Consider the following 15,995-nt stretch of genomic DNA (forward strand, 5'->3'; position numbering starts at 1 on the left):
CGGAAGTCTCCGGGCGGCGCTTCCGCGTCACTCGGGTGGCCGACACGCCGGTGCTCCGGGTGGCGACCCCACTGGTCCGGACGCAGCAGTGCCCGGCGCCGGTTCGCGGCGCCGGGACACTGTGGGGTTCGTTACGCGGCTGCCTGGCTAGGCGCGTCCGGCGGACTTCTGCGTGCGGCGCGAGACCGAGTCGATGATCACGGCGATGAGCAGGACCGCGCCGGTGATCATGTACTGGATCGCGTTGGAGTCCAGATTCATCTGGTTCAGGCCCTGGACGATGGACTGGATGACCAGGATGCCCAGCAGGGCGGACCAGACCTTGCCGCGGCCGCCGAAGAGGGACGTGCCGCCGATGACCGCCGCGGCGATGCACATCATCAGCTGGTTCCCGCCGCCGAGGGAGCGGTCGGCGCCGCCGGTCGCGGAGGCGAGGAAGAGACCGCCGATCGCGCCCATCGTGCCGGAGATCATGAACACCGAGGTCCGGATCCACGCGACGTTGATGCCGGCCCGGCGGGCGGCCTCGATGCCGCCGCCGACCGCGAAGACCTGGCGGCCGTAGGTGGTGCGGCGCAGGACGAAGTCGGTGACGAGCAGGATGGCCAGGAAGATCACCAGGGAGAGCGGCAGGCCCTTCTCCTGGTTGAAGCCGTACGCGGCGACGAACACGAGGACCGCGAGGACGGCGGTGCGCAGCACGATCTCGCTCTGCGGGCGGCTCGGGAGTTCGGCGGCCTTGCGACGGCGCGCGTCGCGCAGCTGGGCCAGGTAGAAGCCCGCGACGACGAGCACGGCGAGGCCGTAGGCGGCGGCGACGTCGGAGAAGTAGTACTTGGTGAGGTCGCCGACGAAGCTGCCGATCGGGGTGGGGATGGTGGACTTCTCCCCCATCACCCAGGTCTGCAGGCCGGCCCAGCCGAGGAAGCCGGCGAGGGTGACGACGAACGCGGGCACGCCGATCTTGGCGAAGACGACGCCGTGGAAGGCGCCGATCAGGGTGCCGGACAGGATGCCGAGCAGGATCGCCAGGGAGTCGGGCATGTCGGTGCCGAGGACGCCCCAGACGGAGCCGGCGAGGCCGGCCACCGAGCCGACCGCGAGGTCGATCTCACCGAGCAGCAGCACGAAGACGATGCCGACGGCCATGATGCCGGGGCCGACCGCGTACAGCGTGATCTGGTCGAGGTTGTACGAGGTGATGAAGTTGCCGGTGAGGGCCTGGAAGACGATGCCGATGACGACGAGGCCGACCACGACCGGCAGGGAGCCGATCTCGCCGGAGCGGATCTTGCGCTTGAACTCGTCGACGTAGCCCTTGAATCCCTGCTCGCGGACGAGGAGGCGGGGGTCGACGGCGGGGACCACGGCAGGGGTCTCGGTGGCGGCCGGGGTCTCGGCGGCGGGGGTCGTGCTCACTTCGCTACCTCCGCGTTGCGGGCCTGCCGACGGGTCACGGCGTTGTCCGTGGCGCCCGTGATCGCGGCGATGATCTCTTCGTGCGTGGTGGTGGCCACCGGGAAGGAGCCGTTGTTCCGGCCGAGCCGCAGCACGGCGACGGTGTCGGCGACGGCCTTCACATCGGCCATGTTGTGGCTGATGAGGATGACGCCGAGGCCCTGCTCGCGCAGCCGCTCCACCAGGTCGAGGACCTGGGCCGTCTGCTCGACGCCGAGGGCGGCGGTCGGCTCGTCCAGGATGACGATCTTGGGGTTGCCGACCAGGGCACGCGCGATGGCGACGACCTGGCGCTGACCGCCGGAGAGCGCGGCGACCGGGATCCGGACGCTGGGGATGCGGATCGAGAGGGTGGAGAGCAGGTCCTTGGCCCGCTTCTCCATGGCGACCTCGTCGAGGACGCCGCCCTTCTTGATCTCGCGGCCGAGGAACAGGTTGGCGACGACGTCGAGGTTGTCGCAGAGCGCGAGGTCCTGGTAGACGGTCGCGACGCCGAGGTTCTGGGAGTCGTGCGGGCGGGAGATCTCGACTCGCTCGCCCTCCCACTCGATGACACCCTCGTCGATCGGGTGAACACCCGCGATCGTCTTGACGAGAGTGGACTTGCCGGCTCCGTTGTCGCCGACGAGGGCGACGACTTCACCGGCGTGGACTTCGAGATCGACACCGGAGAGGACCTGGACCGCTCCGAATCGCTTGAAGATCCCGCGCAACGCCAGGACAGGCGTCTGGGACACGTGAACCAACTCCTTCGCCGCAGGGTGGGGCGGCGGGCATGACGCGCCGCCGGTGCGGCGCCGAAGTTCAAGGGGGGTGTGCCATCCGGCCCCGGACCGACAGCGGGGTCTGGGCCGGCCGGGGGCCGGACGGCTGGTGGGGGGCGGGAACCGCCCGTGCCGGACCGGGTCCGGCGGAGGGGGCGCGAGGCGCCGCGGTCCACCGACCGGGGCGCCCTCGGGCCGGGGCTACTTCAGGCCGATGGCCGCGCACTGCGCGGCGAGGTCCGCGGTGCAGACCTCGGAGGCCTTGTAGATGCCGTCCTTGATGACGGTGGACTGGATGTTGCTCTTGTCGACGACGACCGGCGCGAACAGCGTGGAGGGCACGCCGTCGGTCTCGCCCTGGGCGCCGGCGGCCTTGCCCTTGAGCAGGTTCACCGCGAACTTGGCGGCCTCGGGGGCCAGCTGGAGCGGCGACTTGTAGATGGTGAAGGTCTGGGTGCCGGCGACGATGCGCTGGATGCCCGCGAGTTCGGCGTCCTGGCCGCCCACCGGGATGCCCTTGACGCCGGCGTTCTCGAGGGAGGTGATGATGCCGCCGGCCATGCCGTCGTTGGCGGAGTAGACCGCGCCGATCTTGTCCTTGCCGACCGAGGAGATCGCGGCGGCCATCTTCTCGCCCGCGACCTTCGGGTCCCACTCGCCGGAGGCCTCGTAGGCGACCTTGCCGACCTTGCCGTCGAGGGCGGCGTGGGCGCCCTTCTTGAACAGCCCGGCGTTCGGGTCCTTCTCGTCACCGTTGATCATCACGACGTTGGCGGTGGCGGCCTTCGCGCCGAGCGCGGTCAGCAGGGCCTGGCCCTGGAGCTCGCCGACCTTGTTGTTGTCGTGGCTGACGTAGGCGTCGGCGCCCTGAACGGCACGGTCGTACGCGACGACCTTCACGTTCTTGGCCTTCGCGTCCTTGACCCAGCCAGCGGCCTTGGCGGCGTCGACCGGGTCCAGGGCGATGACCTTCACGCCGTCGGCGATCAGCTGGTCGAACTGCTGCTTCTGCTTGACGACATCGGAGACGGCGTTGTTGTACACGACCTCGCAGTCGGCACAGGCGGCCTTGACGGCCTTCTCGAACTGCGGCTTGTCGAGGGCCTCGTAACGCGCGGTCTTGTTCTCGGGCAGGAGCAGACCGATCTTCGTGGCGCTGCCCTTGTCCTCGCCGTCGCCGCCGCCGGCCTTGCCACAGGCGGAGAGCGCGAGGGCCATGGAGACCGCTGCCGTGCCTATGACGACGCGACGCGTCACTGCGTTCATAAGGTTTTGCCTCCCTGACGTGGCCGCAACGTCGCGGCCGAGGTGGCTGGAAGTCAACTCGGCCGCGACCCCGACGTCAAGAAGTAAATCCTTAACGAGATGACAACGACGGCATCCGTTCTCTAAGTGAACGCAGGCTGGGCGGTCGGCGCGACTCCCGGCAACGCGCTCCCCAACAGGGTCGAATCGCCCATTTCACTCAGCACCAGGGCCAGTGCGCCCAGCACTTCGGCGCGCTGCCCGAGCGCCCCAGGAGCCAGCGAGAGCTGCCGGGCGGCACTGGGGATCGAGTACCGCGAGACGGAGTCCCTGATGGGCCCCAGGACCAGCTCACCGGCCTCCGCGAGGTCGCCGCCGAGCACCACCCGGCTGGGGTTGAGCAGGTTGCAGAGGTTGGCGACACCGCTGCCGATGTGCCGGCCGACGTCCGCCACCACCCGGCGGCAGCCGGGGTCGCCCTCCCGGGCCAGCTGGACGACCCGTTCCATCGTCAGATCGGGGCCGTGGCTGGGCTGCAGCAGCGGCAGCACGTACCTCGCCGCGGTGAAGGTCTCCAGGCAGCCCCGGTTGCCGCAGCGGCAGACCGGCCCCGACTCGTCGAGCGTGATGTGGCCGATCTCGCCGGCCGTACCGCCGGGCCCCCGGTAGACGCGGCCGTCTATGACCAGGCCCGCGCCCACACCGCTGGCGACCTTGATGTACGCGAGGTCCTTCACGCCCCGGCCGCTCCCCCACACCAGCTCGCCGAGCGCGCCGAGGTTGGCGTCGTTGTCGACGTGCACGGGCACGCCGAGCCGGCCGGACAGCTCCTCGGCCGGGTTGATGCCGCTCCAGCCCGGCAGGATCGAGGTGGAGCCGAGGGTGCCGGAGGAGAGGTCGATCGGGCCGGGGACGCCGAGGCCGACCCCGACGACCTTGTCCCGGCCGATGCCGGTGCTCGCGATCAGCCGGGTGACCAGGCGTTCCGCCCGGTCGAAGCCCTCCGCGGCGGAGGCGTCCACGTCGAGCGGCTCGGACTCCTCGGCGAGCACCTGGTGGGCCAGGTTGCCGACCGCGACCCGCAGGTGGGTGTGGCCGAAGTCGACCCCGATGACGATGCCGGCGTCGCCGGAGAGCGAGACGCTGCGGGCCCGCCGGCCGCCCGCGGAGGTCGGGGTGACCTCGACCGTGCCGCCGTCCTTCAGTTCTCGCACGATGTTGGAGACCGTCGCGGCGGACAGCCCGGTGGCCCGGGCGATCTCCGCCTGGGTCAGCGATCCGGCCATGCGTACCGCTCGGACGACGCGTTCGAGGTTGGCCCTGTGCAGAGACGTCTGCGACCCGGGAGTCTCCATCGACTCACTCACTCCTGCCGTTTTCTCCAACATGTGAACTCTAAGGGGACGCTTTGGCCTCCGTCCCCGTCAAGACCTGGTGGGGGTGGTGTCCGGACGTGCCGAGGCCCCGGCAGGCATCGCCCGCCGGGGCCTCGCAGGGTTCCGTTCGACGCGTGAACGCGCTACTTCAGGGTCGCGGAGGTGAGTCCCGCCTGCACCTGGCGCTGGAAGGACAGGTACACGACCAGCATCGGGATCATGGCGATCGTCACACCGGCGAAGAGCACCGGCAGGTCGGTCTCGTACCCCTGCTGCTGCTGGAGCTGGATCAGGCCCTGCGTGAGCACGTACCGCTCGGGGTCGTCGCCGCTCTGCGGCTGCATGAGCACGGTCGGCAGCACGAACTGGTTCCACTGGCCGAGCGTGTTGAAGATCCCGACGCTGAGCAGGCCGGGCTTCGCCATCGGCAGCATCACCTGGAAGAAGGTCCGGGTGTGCGAGGCACCGTCCAGGATCGCCGCCTCGAAGACGGCCGTCGGCAGCGTCCGGAAGAAGGCGTGCATGAAGAAGACGGTGAACGGCAGCGAGTAGGCGACGTAGACCAGGATCAGGCCCTGGTAGGTGTTCAGCATCCCCAGCAGCTTCACCATGAAGAAGAGCGGGACGAGGGCCAGGAACACCGGGAACATCGCGCCGGCGACGAACACGTAGTAGACGAGGCGGTTGCCCCAGAACTCGTAGCGCGCCAGCACGTACGCGGCCATCGAGCCGAACAGCATGGTCAGCGGGACCGAGAACACCAGGACGATCACGGTGTTCACGAAGTAGTCGCCGATGCCCTTGTCCCAGGCCCGCGTGAAGACGTCGAAGGACCAGTTGGCCGGCCAGCCGAAGGCGGACCCGGCGATCTGGGCGTCCGTCTTGAAGGAGCTGAGCACCAGCCACAGCAGCGGCAGGACGATCATCAGGGCCCAGAGGGCGAGGAAGCCGTGCGAGAAGACGTTGAGGACGACGCCTTCGCGGGCCGGTCCCGAGGCCGGCGTGTTCGCCTTGGTGACCGCGCGCTGGCGGGGCACCTCGGCCTCGGTGACGTCGGTCTTCTGGAGGGGTGCAGTCATCGTGGGGTCTCCCGCTCAGAACTCGATGCGCTCGCGGCGGGTGGCGCGCAGCGTGACCACGGACAGGATCAGGGTGAGGAGCAGCATGACGACGCCCATGGCGCAGGCATAGCCGCTCTTGCCGTAGATGAGGAAGTTGCGCATCAGGTAGGTCGACATGGTCTCGCTGGCGTGGTCGGGACCACCGCCGAACTCGCCACCGGGCGCGGTCATGGTGGAGACCAGGATGAACATGTCCATCGCGACGATGCCGAGGTAGACCCAGGCGGTCTGCACCGCGTCCCACAGCAGCGGCAGCGTGATCTTGAAGAAGGACTGGGCGCGGCCGGCACCGTCGATCAGCGCGGCCTCGTAGATGTCCCTGGGGATGGACTGCATGGCGGCGGAGAACAGCACCAGATAGAAGCCGACGCCGTGCCAGACGATGACCGCGATCAGCGCCCAGAGCACGAAGTTGGGTTCGTTGAGCCATTCGACGGGAGCGCCCGGATCGACCAGGCCGATGGAGACCAGGAAGCCGTTGAGCATGCCGCCGGAGTCGCTGCGGTACACGGCGCCGAACAGCACCGAGAGGATCGCCAGCGACAGCACCTGCGGGAAGAAATAGAGGATCTTGTAGAACCCGGCCCCGGCGACGCCCGAGACGCCGCCGGCCCGGCTCCGCCCGCCCGCGTTCACCATGAAGGCGAAGAACAGGGCGAGCAGAATGGTGATCACCGGGATGAACACCAGGAACAGGATGTTGTGCCAGATGGCACCGAGAAAGATGTCGTCCTGGAACAACGCGACGTAATTGTCCAGTCCGACGAACGAGAAGGTCTGCGACTGCCCCTTCCAGTCGGTCAGCGAGTAACCGAACGTCTGGATGTACGGCCAGATGACGAAGACCAGATAGAGCGCCACGGGGACGAGAAGAAATCCCGCGACGAACTGGTACTGCCCTTTGCGCATGGCGTTCCTGCTCCTGATGTTCCCGGCGAATGCAGCGGTCGGTGCGAGATCAGTCGCGGCGGTTGTTCTTGGACGCCGGGTCCTTGGCCGCCTTGTCGACCGCGGCCTGTGCCCTCTTCAGCCATTCCGCGGGCTGGATGCGCTTGGCCATCAGCTCGTTGGACGCGTTCTGGATGGCGGTGTCCATCTCGCTGTACCACTCGGTGTAGAGGTAGCGGAAGGTATTGGTGCCGGCCTTCTTGGAGACGTCGACCGTCGACTGCGTACCGGGCCGCAGCTTGACGCTCGGGTCCACGCCGTCCGCCAGGATGGTGAGCGAGTTCGCCTCCTTGGCGAAGCTCGTCGACCACTCCTTGGAGAGCATCAGCCGCATGAACTCCTTCGCCTCGGCGAGGTTCTTGGCCTTGGCGGGGATGATGAAGGGCTCGCCGGAGCCGGCCCGGATCGCCTCGTACGGCATCTTGCTGCCGGGCAGCAGCGGCATCGGCATGAACTTCATGTCGAAGTCGGCCGGGGTCTGCTTGAGCTGCTCGTTCTCCAGCCAGGAACCACAGGTGATGAAGGCGGCCTTGTACTGGTTCCACCGGGTCTGCGACTCGGTGTGGGTCAGGCCGTTGGTGCCGGGCATCAAGTAGCCCTTCTCCACGACCTCGTAGATCGCCTCGACGGCCTCCTTGGCGGCGTCGGAACCGACGAACGCCTTCGGGTCGAGGTTGTCGATCGCCTTCATCGCGTCGAGACCGCCCTTCTTGGCGATCAGGTCCATGATGGCGACGTTGATGTAGTACGGGTACTTGCCCTGGTGGGCGAGGCCGCCGATGCCCTGCGCGGTGGCCTCCTTGCAGATGGCGAGGAACTCGTCCCAGGTCTTGGGCTCGGTCCAGCCCTTCTCCTTGAAGAGCTTGCCGGAGTACCACAGGCCCCACACCGTGTAGATGTAGTTGAGGGCGACGACCTTGCCCTCCTGCAGGCCCGGGTCGAGGGTGCCGGGGATGAGGGTGTCGCGGACCTTCTTGGAGGGGTCGTCGACGGACGGCGCGTCCAGGACCTCGGCGAGGTCGAGCAGCTGGCCGTTCTTGTGCAGAACGTCGATCTTGATCTTCTGGGCGCCGGAGTCGTCGACGATGTCCGGCGGGTTGCCGGCGTTGAAGCGCGGCTGGAGCTTGCCGGTGATCTCCTGGGTGCCGGTGTGGGTGGCGGTGACGCCCCATTTCTTATTGAAGGCGGCTTCCCAGGCCTTCGCGTACTCGTCTCCGTAGCCGCCCTTGAAGACGACGACGTCGATCTTGCCGCCCTTGGCCACGCCGAACGGATTGTCCTTGGACTTCTGCCCCTGCGGCTTCTTGTCGCCGGAGTCGTCTCCACCGCTGGAGGCGCACGCGGACAGGAAGCTCATCGTCGGTACCGAGATCAGACCGAGTGCGGCTGAACGCTTGATCAGATCGCGACGGCCGAGGCCCTCATTGTTGTGGGCGGAGGTGGATCCCATGCTCAAGTCCTCGCCTTCTCCAGGACTCAGGCGGTGCTTGCCGGTCGCCCGTACTGCTCGCCTGAGGCGAAGGGCCCCGCCACCGCAGTCAATTGCAGCTGGGTTCGTGCAGTCGTGCAGTCGTTCTGCCGTCGTGTGCGGTACGACTGGCCGGACGCGACAGGTATAGTCCACTTCCCGTCGGCGGAGCAAGATCGAAAGCAAGGTTGGTCGGCAGTCTTTCCCGAGTTGAGACCTGCGGGAAATGCCTGACGGTTCGTCATCTGTGCGGACGGGAATGGTCCGGGGACGACAAAAGGGCCGCACTCCCGTTGCCGGGGGTGCGGCCCTCTTGGCCCGTGCCGGCCGTTACCGGCCGGTGCGGTGGTGCTTAGCCGCGGATCAGGTTGCGCAGCACGTACTGCATGATGCCGCCGTTGCGGTAGTAGTCCGCCTCACCGGGGGTGTCGATGCGGACGACCGCGTCGAACTCGACACCGGTGTCGGTGGTGACCTTGACCGTGCTCGGGGTGGTGCCCTCGTTCAGCTCCGTGATGCCCGCGATGGAGAAGGTCTCCTCGCCGGTCAGGCCGAGCGAGTCGGCCGACTGGCCGGCGGGGAACTGGAGCGGCAGGACGCCCATGCCGATGAGGTTCGAGCGGTGGATGCGCTCGTACGACTCGGTGATGACGGCCTTGACGCCGAGGAGCGCGGTGCCCTTGGCCGCCCAGTCGCGGGACGAGCCGGAGCCGTACTCCTTGCCGCCCAGGATGACCAGCGGGGTGCCGGCGGCCTGGTAGTTCTGCGAGGCGTCGTAGATGAACGACACCGGGCCGTCGGCGCGGGTGAAGTCGCGGGTGTACCCGCCCTCGGTGCCCGGCGCGATCTGGTTGCGCAGGCGAATGTTGGCGAACGTGCCGCGGATCATGACCTCGTGGTTGCCTCGGCGCGAGCCGTAGGAGTTGAAGTCACGACGCTCCACACCGTGCTCGGTGAGGTACTTGCCGGCCGGGGTGTCGGCCTTGATGGCGCCGGCCGGGGAGATGTGGTCGGTGGTGACCGAGTCGCCCAGCTTGGCCAGGACACGGGCGCCGACGATGTCGGTGACCGGGGTGGTCTCCATCGTCATGCCCTCGAAGTACGGGGGCTTGCGCACGTAGGTGGACTCGGCGTCCCACTCGAAGGTGTTGCCGGTCGGGATCGGCAGCGCCTGCCACTGGGCGTCGCCCGCGAAGACGTCCTGGTAGGACTTGCTGAACATGTCCTCGCCGATGGCGTTGGCGACGACGTCGTTCACCTCGGCCTCGGAGGGCCAGATGTCAGCCAGGTAGACCGGCTTGCCCTCGGTGTCGACACCGAGCGCGTCCTTGGTGATGTCCACCTTCATGGAACCCGCGAGGGCGTACGCGACGACCAGCGGCGGGGAGGCCAGGTAGTTCATCTTGACGTCGGGGTTGATACGGCCCTCGAAGTTCCGGTTGCCGGAGAGGACCGAGGTGACCGCGAGGTCGTGCTCGTTGACGGCCTTGGAGACCTCCTCCGGCAGCGGGCCGGAGTTGCCGATGCAGGTGGTGCAGCCGTAGCCGACGAGGTTGAAGCCGACCTTGTCGAGGTACGGGGTCAGACCCGCCTTGTCGAAGTAGTCGGTGACGACCTTCGAGCCCGGGGCGAGGGTGGTCTTGACCCACGGCTTGCGGGTCAGGCCCTTCTCCACGGCCTTCTTCGCGACGAGCGCGGCGGCGACCATCACGTACGGGTTGGACGTGTTGGTGCAGGAGGTGATCGCGGCGACCGTGACGGCGCCGTGGTCGATCTCGTACGTCGAGCCGTCGGGGGCGGTCACGGTGACCGGCTTCGACGGGGCGCCGTTCGGGTGGTTCGCCGGGGCGTCGGAGGCCGGGAAGGACTCGATGCCGGCCTCGTCGGCGGCGGTGACGTAGTTGCGGACGTCCTGGGAGAACTGCGCGGCGGCGTTCGCGAGGACGATGCGGTCCTGCGGGCGCTTCGGGCCGGCGATGGAGGGGACGACCGTGGAGAGGTCGAGCTCCAGCTTCTCGGAGAAGTCGGGCTCGGCGGACGGGTCCAGCCAGAGGCCCTGCTCCTTGGCGTACGCCTCGACGAGCGCGACCTGCTGCTCGGAGCGGCCGGTGAGCTTGAGGTAGTTCAGGGTCTCGCCGTCGATCGGGAAGATCGCGGCGGTGGAGCCGAACTCCGGCGACATGTTGCCGATGGTGGCGCGGTTCGCGAGGGAGGTGGCGGCGACGCCCTCGCCGTAGAACTCGACGAACTTGCCGACGACGCCGTGCTTGCGCAGCATCTCGGTGATCGTGAGCACCAGGTCGGTGGCGGTGGTGCCGGTGGGCAGCTCGCCGGTCAGCTTGAAGCCGACGACGCGCGGGATGAGCATGGAGACCGGCTGGCCGAGCATCGCGGCCTCGGCCTCGATGCCGCCGACGCCCCAGCCGAGCACGCCGAGGCCGTTGACCATGGTGGTGTGCGAGTCGGTGCCGACGAGGGTGTCGGGGTACGCCTGGCCGTTACGGACCATGACCGTGCGGGCCAGGTGCTCGATGTTGACCTGGTGGACGATGCCGGTGCCGGGCGGGACGACCTTGAAGTCGTCGAAGGCGGTCTGGCCCCAGCGCAGGAACTGGTAGCGCTCGCGGTTGCGGCCGTACTCCAGCTCGACGTTCTGCGCGAACGCGTCGCTGGTGCCGAACTTGTCGGCGATGACGGAGTGGTCGATGACCATCTCGGCCGGGGACAGCGGGTTGATCTTCGCCGGGTCGCCGCCGAGCGCCGCGACGGCCTCACGCATGGTGGCGAGGTCGACGACACAGGGGACACCGGTGAAGTCCTGCATGATCACGCGAGCCGGCGTGAACTGGATCTCCTGGCTCGGCTGGGCCTGCGAGTCCCAGCTGCCCAGGGCCCGGATGTGGTCGGCGGTGATGTTCGCGCCGTCCTCGGTGCGGAGCAGGTTCTCCAGGAGGACCTTCAGGCTGTAAGGGAGGCGCGCGGAGCCCTCCACCTTGTCCAGCCGGAAGATCTCGTACGACTCGTCGCCCACGCGCAGCGTGCTGCGGGCGTCGAAGCTGTTCGCCGACACGACAGTCTCCTTCATCAAAGTGCGCGTTCTACCGCCATGCTGCCGCCACGACCCTTCGCAGATCCGCTAAGGTAAGGCTTAGTTAGGTAACCCTTACCAGGCGGGGCGGCTGCGGTGCGCCGTAAGCAGTTATCTCGATGTCGAGATAACTCTAGTGCATCCCCGCCGCGCGGTCATGCCCGGCATGCCCGACGTCACGACGAACGGCCGACGAGGCCCCCGTACGGCGGCGGTGCGATTGCCGCACCGGTGGCGCAGGGCGACGATCGGGACATGATCAGCGGCGCACATGTGATCCTCTACACGACGGACGCGGAGGCGGACCGGGCCTTCCTCAAGGACGTCCTGGGCTTCGGACACGTCGACGCGGGACGGGGCTGGCTGATCTTCACGCTGCCGCCGGCCGAGCTCGCGGTGCATCCGACGTCCGGCGAACCACGACACGAGCTCTACCTCATGTGCGACGACATCGCGGCGATGCTGCGCAAGCTGGAAGCGCGCGGCGCGGAGATCTCACGGTCCGTCACCGACCAGGGCTGGGGGCTGCTCAGCGGGGTGCGCCTGCCGAGCGGGGCCGAACTGCCGCTCTACGAGCCGCGCCATCCCACCGCACACGACAATTCGCCCTGAATCACCCGTTCAACACACCATCACCACACGCCCCATCTCATATCTGAGATAACCTGCGGCCATGGCAGACGACTACCTCGTACGCATCGGCAAGCTCATCCGCGACGCCCGTCAGCATCGCGGCTGGACCCAGACGCAGCTCGCCGAAGCTCTGGCCACAAGCCAGAGCGCCGTGAACCGCATCGAACGTGGCAATCAGAACATCAGCCTTGAGATGATCGCCCGCATCGGAGAGGCGCTCGACAGCGAGATCGTGTCTCTCGGGTACGCGGGTCCCATGCACCTGCGGGTCGTAGGCCGCCGCCGGCTCTCCGGCGCCATCGACGTCAAGACGAGCAAGAACGCCTGCGTCGCGCTGCTGTGCGCCACGCTGCTCAACAAGGGGCGCACGGTGCTGCGCCGCGTCGCCCGCATCGAAGAGGTCTTCCGCCTGCTGGAGGTCCTCAACTCCATCGGCGTGAAGACGCGTTGGATCAACGACGGGGTCGACCTGGAGATCGTGCCGCCGGCCGAGCTCGACATGGAGGCGATCGACGCCGAGGCGGCCATCCGCACCCGCTCGATCATCATGTTCCTCGGCCCGCTGCTGCACCGCATGGACCGCTTCAAGCTCCCGTACGCGGGCGGCTGCGACCTCGGCACCCGCACGATCGAGCCGCACATGATCGCGCTGCGCCGCTTCGGCCTCGACATCACGGCGACCGAGGGCCTCTACCACGCGCAGGTGGAGCGCTCGGTGGCTCCCGACCGCCCGATCGTCCTGACCGAACGCGGCGACACGGTGACGGAGAACGCCCTCCTGGCCGCCGCCCGCCACGACGGCACCACGGTCATCCGCAACGCCTCCTCCAACTACATGGTCCAGGACCTCTGCTTCTTCCTGGAGGCGCTGGGCGTCCGCGTCGACGGCATCGGCACCACGACCCTCACGGTCCACGGCATCCCGGACATCGACGTCGACGTCGACTACTCCCCCTCGGAGGACCCGGTCGAGGCGATGAGCCTCCTGGCGGCCGCGGTGGTCACGGAATCGGAGCTCACCATCCGCCGTGTCCCCATCGAGTTCATGGAGATCGAGCTCGCGGTCCTGGAGGAGATGGGCCTCGACCACGACCGCTCGCCGGAGTACCCGGCGGACAACGGCCGCACCCGCCTGGTCGACCTGACGGTCCGCCCCTCCAAGCTGGAGGCGCCGATCGACAAGATCCACCCGATGCCGTTCCCGGGCCTGAACATCGACAACGTCCCGTTCTTCGCGGCGATCGCCGCGGTGGCCCAGGGCAAGACCCTGATCCACGACTGGGTCTACGACAACCGCGCCATCTACCTCACCGACCTCAACCGCCTCGGCGGCCGCCTCCAACTCCTGGACCCCCACCGCGTCCTGGTCGAGGGCCCCACCCGCTGGCGCGCCGCCGAAATGATGTGCCCCCCGGCCCTGCGCCCGGCGGTGGTCGTCCTCCTGGCGATGATGGCCGCCGAGGGCACGTCGGTCCTCCGCAACGTCTACGTCATCAACCGCGGCTACGAGGACCTGGCGGAGCGGCTGAACTCGGTGGGCGCGCAGATCGAGATCTTCCGGGACATCTGAGGACACTGCGCCCATGGCGAGGCCCCGTCCCCCTCCTCGTCGGGGGACGGGGCCTCGCGTCGTGCTGCTACTTCAGGGCCGCGAGGGCGGCGTCGTAGTTGGGCTCCGTCGTGATCTCGTTGACGAGCTCCGAGTGAAGGACCTTGTTGGTCTCGTCGAGGACGACGACGGCGCGGGCGGCGAGGCCGGCCAGCGGGCCCTCGGCGATGTCCACGCCGTAGTCGGTGTGGAACGCGCGGCCGCGCACGGTGGAGACGTTGACCACGTTCTCAAGACCCTCGGCGCCGCAGAAGCGGGCCTGGGCGAACGGCAGGTCCGCGGAGACGCACAGCACGACCGTGTTCTCCAGGCCGTCGGCGACCTCGTTGAACTTGCGGACGGAGGCCGCGCAGACGCCGGTGTCGACGCTCGGGAAGATGTTCAGCACCTTGCGCTTGCCTGCGTAGTCGTCCAGCGACACGTCGGACAGGTCCTTCGCCACCAGAGAGAAGGCAGGAGCGATGCTGCCCGGGGCCGGCAGGGTGCCGTTGACCTGTACCGGGTTGCCCTTGAAAGCGGTCTGAGCCACGAGTTTCTCCTTGTGAGCGCGATGGCGACAACGCTCGCGATCCTACTGTTCGCGGCACATCGGGCCTCAGCCCGCCGGTGGTCCCATACCGCCCTTGAGGCGTTCTATGTCGGAGGGGCGGACCTGGATGGCCAGGATGGAGATGACGAAGGCCAGGACCGCGAAGGCGGCGGCGACGATGAAGCCGGCGGAGACGCCCGCGCTGAGGACCTCGTCGCCCCAGGGTGGGGGCAGCACGCCGGTCTTCGCGAACTGGGCCTTCTCCAGGGGAGTCGCCTGGGCGAGGAAGGCGGGGACCTGGTCCTCGGCCTCGTTGTTGCTGACCGTGCCGAAGACCGTGACCAGGATCGACAGGCCCAGCGAACCGCCCACCTGCTGGGTCGCGTTGAGCAGGCCGGATGCCGCGCCCGCCTCCTGGGGCTCCACGTTGGACAGGGCCATCAGGGTCAGCGAGACGAACATCAGGCCCATGCCGACGCTGAAGACGAGCATCGGGCCGAGGATGGAGCCCGCGTACGTGGAGTGGACGTCGGTCTGCGTCAGCCAGGACAGGCCGGCCGCGAGGCACAGCGAGCCGACCACCATGAAGGGTTTCGGCCCGAACTTGGGCAGCAGCTGCGAGGTGAAGCCCGCCGCCACCGCGATGACCGCGCTGACCGGCAGGAACGCCAGGCCGGCCTCCAGCGGGCTGAAGCCGAGCACCTGCTGGACGAACAGCGTGAGGAAGAAGAACATCCCGAAGATCGCCGCGGCGAGACAGAGCATCATCCCGTAGGTGCCCGCCCGGTTCCGGTCGGCAAACATGTGCAGCGGTGTGATCGGCTGCCGCGAGCGCCGTTCGACCAGGATGAAGCTGACCAGCAGCACCACCGCGATGCCGAACGAGGCCAGGGTCAGCGCGTCGCGCCAACCCTCCTGCGCGGCGCGGATGAAGCCGTACACCAGCGCCACCATGCCGAGCGTCGAGGTGAGCGCGCCGGCGATGTCGAAGTGGCCGGGATGCCGCTCGGACTCCTTGACGTGGCGCGGCGTGAGGAAGGCGATCAGCAGCGCGATCGGCACGTTCACGAAGAAGATCCAGCGCCAGTCGAGCCATTCGACGAGGATGCCGCCGGCCAGCAGGCCGATCGCGCCGCCGCCCGCCGAGACGCCGGCGAACACGCCGAAGGCCCGGTTGCGTTCCGGCCCCTCGTCGAAGTTCGTGGTGATCAGGGAGAGCGAGGTCGGGGAGGCGATCGCGCCGCCGACGCCCTGGAGGGCGCGGGCGGCGAGCAGTTGCCAGCTGGTCTGGGCGACGCCGCAGAGCAGGGACGCGGCGCCGAAGAGCAGGACGCCGAAGATGAACACCCGGCGGCGGCCGAGGATGTCACCGGCACGTCCGCCGAGCAGCAGCAGTCCGCCGAAGGTCAGCGTGTACGCGTTGACGACCCAGGACAGGCTGGTGGTGGAGAAGTCGAGGGCGCTCTGGATGTGCGGGAGCGCGATGTTCACGATCGTGATGTCGAGCACGACCATCAGCTGGCAGGAGGCGATCACGAAGAGGGCGATGCCCTTTCCGTCGCCCTTCTTCTTCGGGGCGGCGGCCTGTGCTGGTGTCGTCGGCTTGGGGTGTGTCATCGCGCATCGTGCCCCTCACGTGAGGGTCCCGTGGGCCGGTCAGTCCACCCCTCGAAAATAAGCCAGCCTCCTAGGGCCCACCAGTCGATCAAGAAGCCCGTACGGCCCCCTCCGCGACGGCCGCGCGCGGCGCCGTGGC

Annotated in this window: 12 protein-coding genes; 2 read left to right on the forward strand and 10 right to left on the reverse strand. The window is 68.3% G+C overall.

What is annotated here, in order from left to right:
- Positions 1-147: 147 nt before the first annotated feature.
- From R2D22_RS08965 to acnA, 8 genes are all read right to left on the reverse strand, one after another.
- Positions 148-1,419 carry a sugar ABC transporter permease gene (locus R2D22_RS08965; protein ID WP_411976994.1) on the reverse strand — a complete coding sequence of 424 codons (1,272 nt, stop codon included), beginning with the start codon at positions 1,417-1,419 and terminating at the stop codon, positions 148-150.
- Positions 1,416-2,204: an ATP-binding cassette domain-containing protein gene (locus tag R2D22_RS08970; protein WP_318102491.1), complete on the reverse strand. Its 789-nt coding sequence runs from the start codon at positions 2,202-2,204 to the stop codon at positions 1,416-1,418. Before R2D22_RS08970 ends, R2D22_RS08965 begins: the two co-directional genes overlap by 4 nt.
- Positions 2,205-2,423: 219 nt before the next feature.
- Positions 2,424-3,488: a sugar ABC transporter substrate-binding protein gene (locus tag R2D22_RS08975; RefSeq protein ID WP_318102492.1), complete on the reverse strand. Its 1,065-nt coding sequence runs from the start codon at positions 3,486-3,488 to the stop codon at positions 2,424-2,426.
- 122 nt (positions 3,489-3,610) lie between these two features.
- Complete coding sequence (locus R2D22_RS08980; RefSeq protein WP_318102493.1) at positions 3,611-4,822, reverse strand: ROK family transcriptional regulator; 1,212 nt, start codon at positions 4,820-4,822, stop codon at positions 3,611-3,613.
- A gap of 164 nt (positions 4,823-4,986) precedes the next feature.
- Positions 4,987-5,922 (reverse strand): carbohydrate ABC transporter permease, encoded by a 936-nt coding sequence (locus tag R2D22_RS08985; RefSeq protein WP_318102495.1) that lies wholly within the window; start codon positions 5,920-5,922, stop codon positions 4,987-4,989.
- A gap of 15 nt (positions 5,923-5,937) precedes the next feature.
- Positions 5,938-6,873, reverse strand: coding sequence for a carbohydrate ABC transporter permease (locus R2D22_RS08990; protein ID WP_318102497.1), 936 nt, complete (start codon positions 6,871-6,873; stop codon positions 5,938-5,940).
- A 49-nt stretch (positions 6,874-6,922) separates the two neighbouring features.
- Positions 6,923-8,362 (reverse strand): N-acetylglucosamine/diacetylchitobiose ABC transporter substrate-binding protein, encoded by a 1,440-nt coding sequence (ngcE, locus tag R2D22_RS08995; protein WP_318102499.1) that lies wholly within the window; start codon positions 8,360-8,362, stop codon positions 6,923-6,925.
- 370 nt (positions 8,363-8,732) lie between these two features.
- A complete protein-coding gene (gene acnA, locus R2D22_RS09000; RefSeq protein WP_318102500.1) occupies positions 8,733-11,450 on the reverse strand; it encodes an aconitate hydratase AcnA in 2,718 nt (905 codons plus the stop codon).
- A 273-nt stretch (positions 11,451-11,723) separates the two neighbouring features.
- Here acnA and R2D22_RS09005 point away from each other — a divergent pair, with 273 nt between their 5' ends.
- Together R2D22_RS09005 and R2D22_RS09010 are read left to right on the forward strand one after the other, a co-directional pair.
- The gene (locus R2D22_RS09005; protein WP_318102502.1) at positions 11,724-12,080 is read left to right on the forward strand and encodes a VOC family protein; all 357 of its coding nucleotides are present in this window, start codon (positions 11,724-11,726) and stop codon (positions 12,078-12,080) included.
- Between the two features lie 61 nt (positions 12,081-12,141).
- Positions 12,142-13,671, forward strand: coding sequence for a helix-turn-helix domain-containing protein (locus tag R2D22_RS09010; protein ID WP_318102504.1), 1,530 nt, complete (start codon positions 12,142-12,144; stop codon positions 13,669-13,671).
- A gap of 67 nt (positions 13,672-13,738) precedes the next feature.
- Here the strand turns inward: R2D22_RS09010 and tpx are convergent, their stop codons facing one another.
- Positions 13,739-14,239, reverse strand: a complete 501-nt coding sequence (tpx, locus tag R2D22_RS09015) for a thiol peroxidase (protein WP_318102506.1) — start codon at positions 14,237-14,239, stop codon at positions 13,739-13,741.
- A 66-nt stretch (positions 14,240-14,305) separates the two neighbouring features.
- Positions 14,306-15,856, reverse strand: a complete 1,551-nt coding sequence (locus R2D22_RS09020; RefSeq protein ID WP_318102508.1) for an MFS transporter — start codon at positions 15,854-15,856, stop codon at positions 14,306-14,308.
- Between the last annotated feature and the right edge of the window lie 139 nt (positions 15,857-15,995).

It is taken from the genome of Streptomyces sp. HUAS YS2 (assembly GCF_033343995.1).
In the GTDB taxonomy this organism is placed as follows: domain Bacteria; phylum Actinomycetota; class Actinomycetes; order Streptomycetales; family Streptomycetaceae; genus Streptomyces; species Streptomyces solicathayae.

Excerpts from the sequence above, each read along its gene's own strand:
- R2D22_RS08985 (WP_318102495.1), bottom strand. The coding sequence starts at position 5,922 with ATGACTGCACCCCTCCAGAAGACCGACGTCACCGAGGCCGAGGTGCCC.
- R2D22_RS08980 (WP_318102493.1), bottom strand. The coding sequence starts at position 4,822 with ATGGAGACTCCCGGGTCGCAGACGTCTCTGCACAGGGCCAACCTCGAA.
- R2D22_RS08990 (WP_318102497.1), bottom strand. The coding sequence starts at position 6,873 with ATGCGCAAAGGGCAGTACCAGTTCGTCGCGGGATTTCTTCTCGTCCCC.
- R2D22_RS09005 (WP_318102502.1), top strand. The coding sequence starts at position 11,724 with ATGATCAGCGGCGCACATGTGATCCTCTACACGACGGACGCGGAGGCG.
- R2D22_RS09010 (WP_318102504.1), top strand. The coding sequence starts at position 12,142 with ATGGCAGACGACTACCTCGTACGCATCGGCAAGCTCATCCGCGACGCC.
- R2D22_RS08975 (WP_318102492.1), bottom strand. The coding sequence starts at position 3,488 with ATGAACGCAGTGACGCGTCGCGTCGTCATAGGCACGGCAGCGGTCTCC.
- R2D22_RS09020 (WP_318102508.1), bottom strand. The coding sequence starts at position 15,856 with ATGACACACCCCAAGCCGACGACACCAGCACAGGCCGCCGCCCCGAAG.
- ngcE (WP_318102499.1), bottom strand. The coding sequence starts at position 8,362 with ATGGGATCCACCTCCGCCCACAACAATGAGGGCCTCGGCCGTCGCGAT.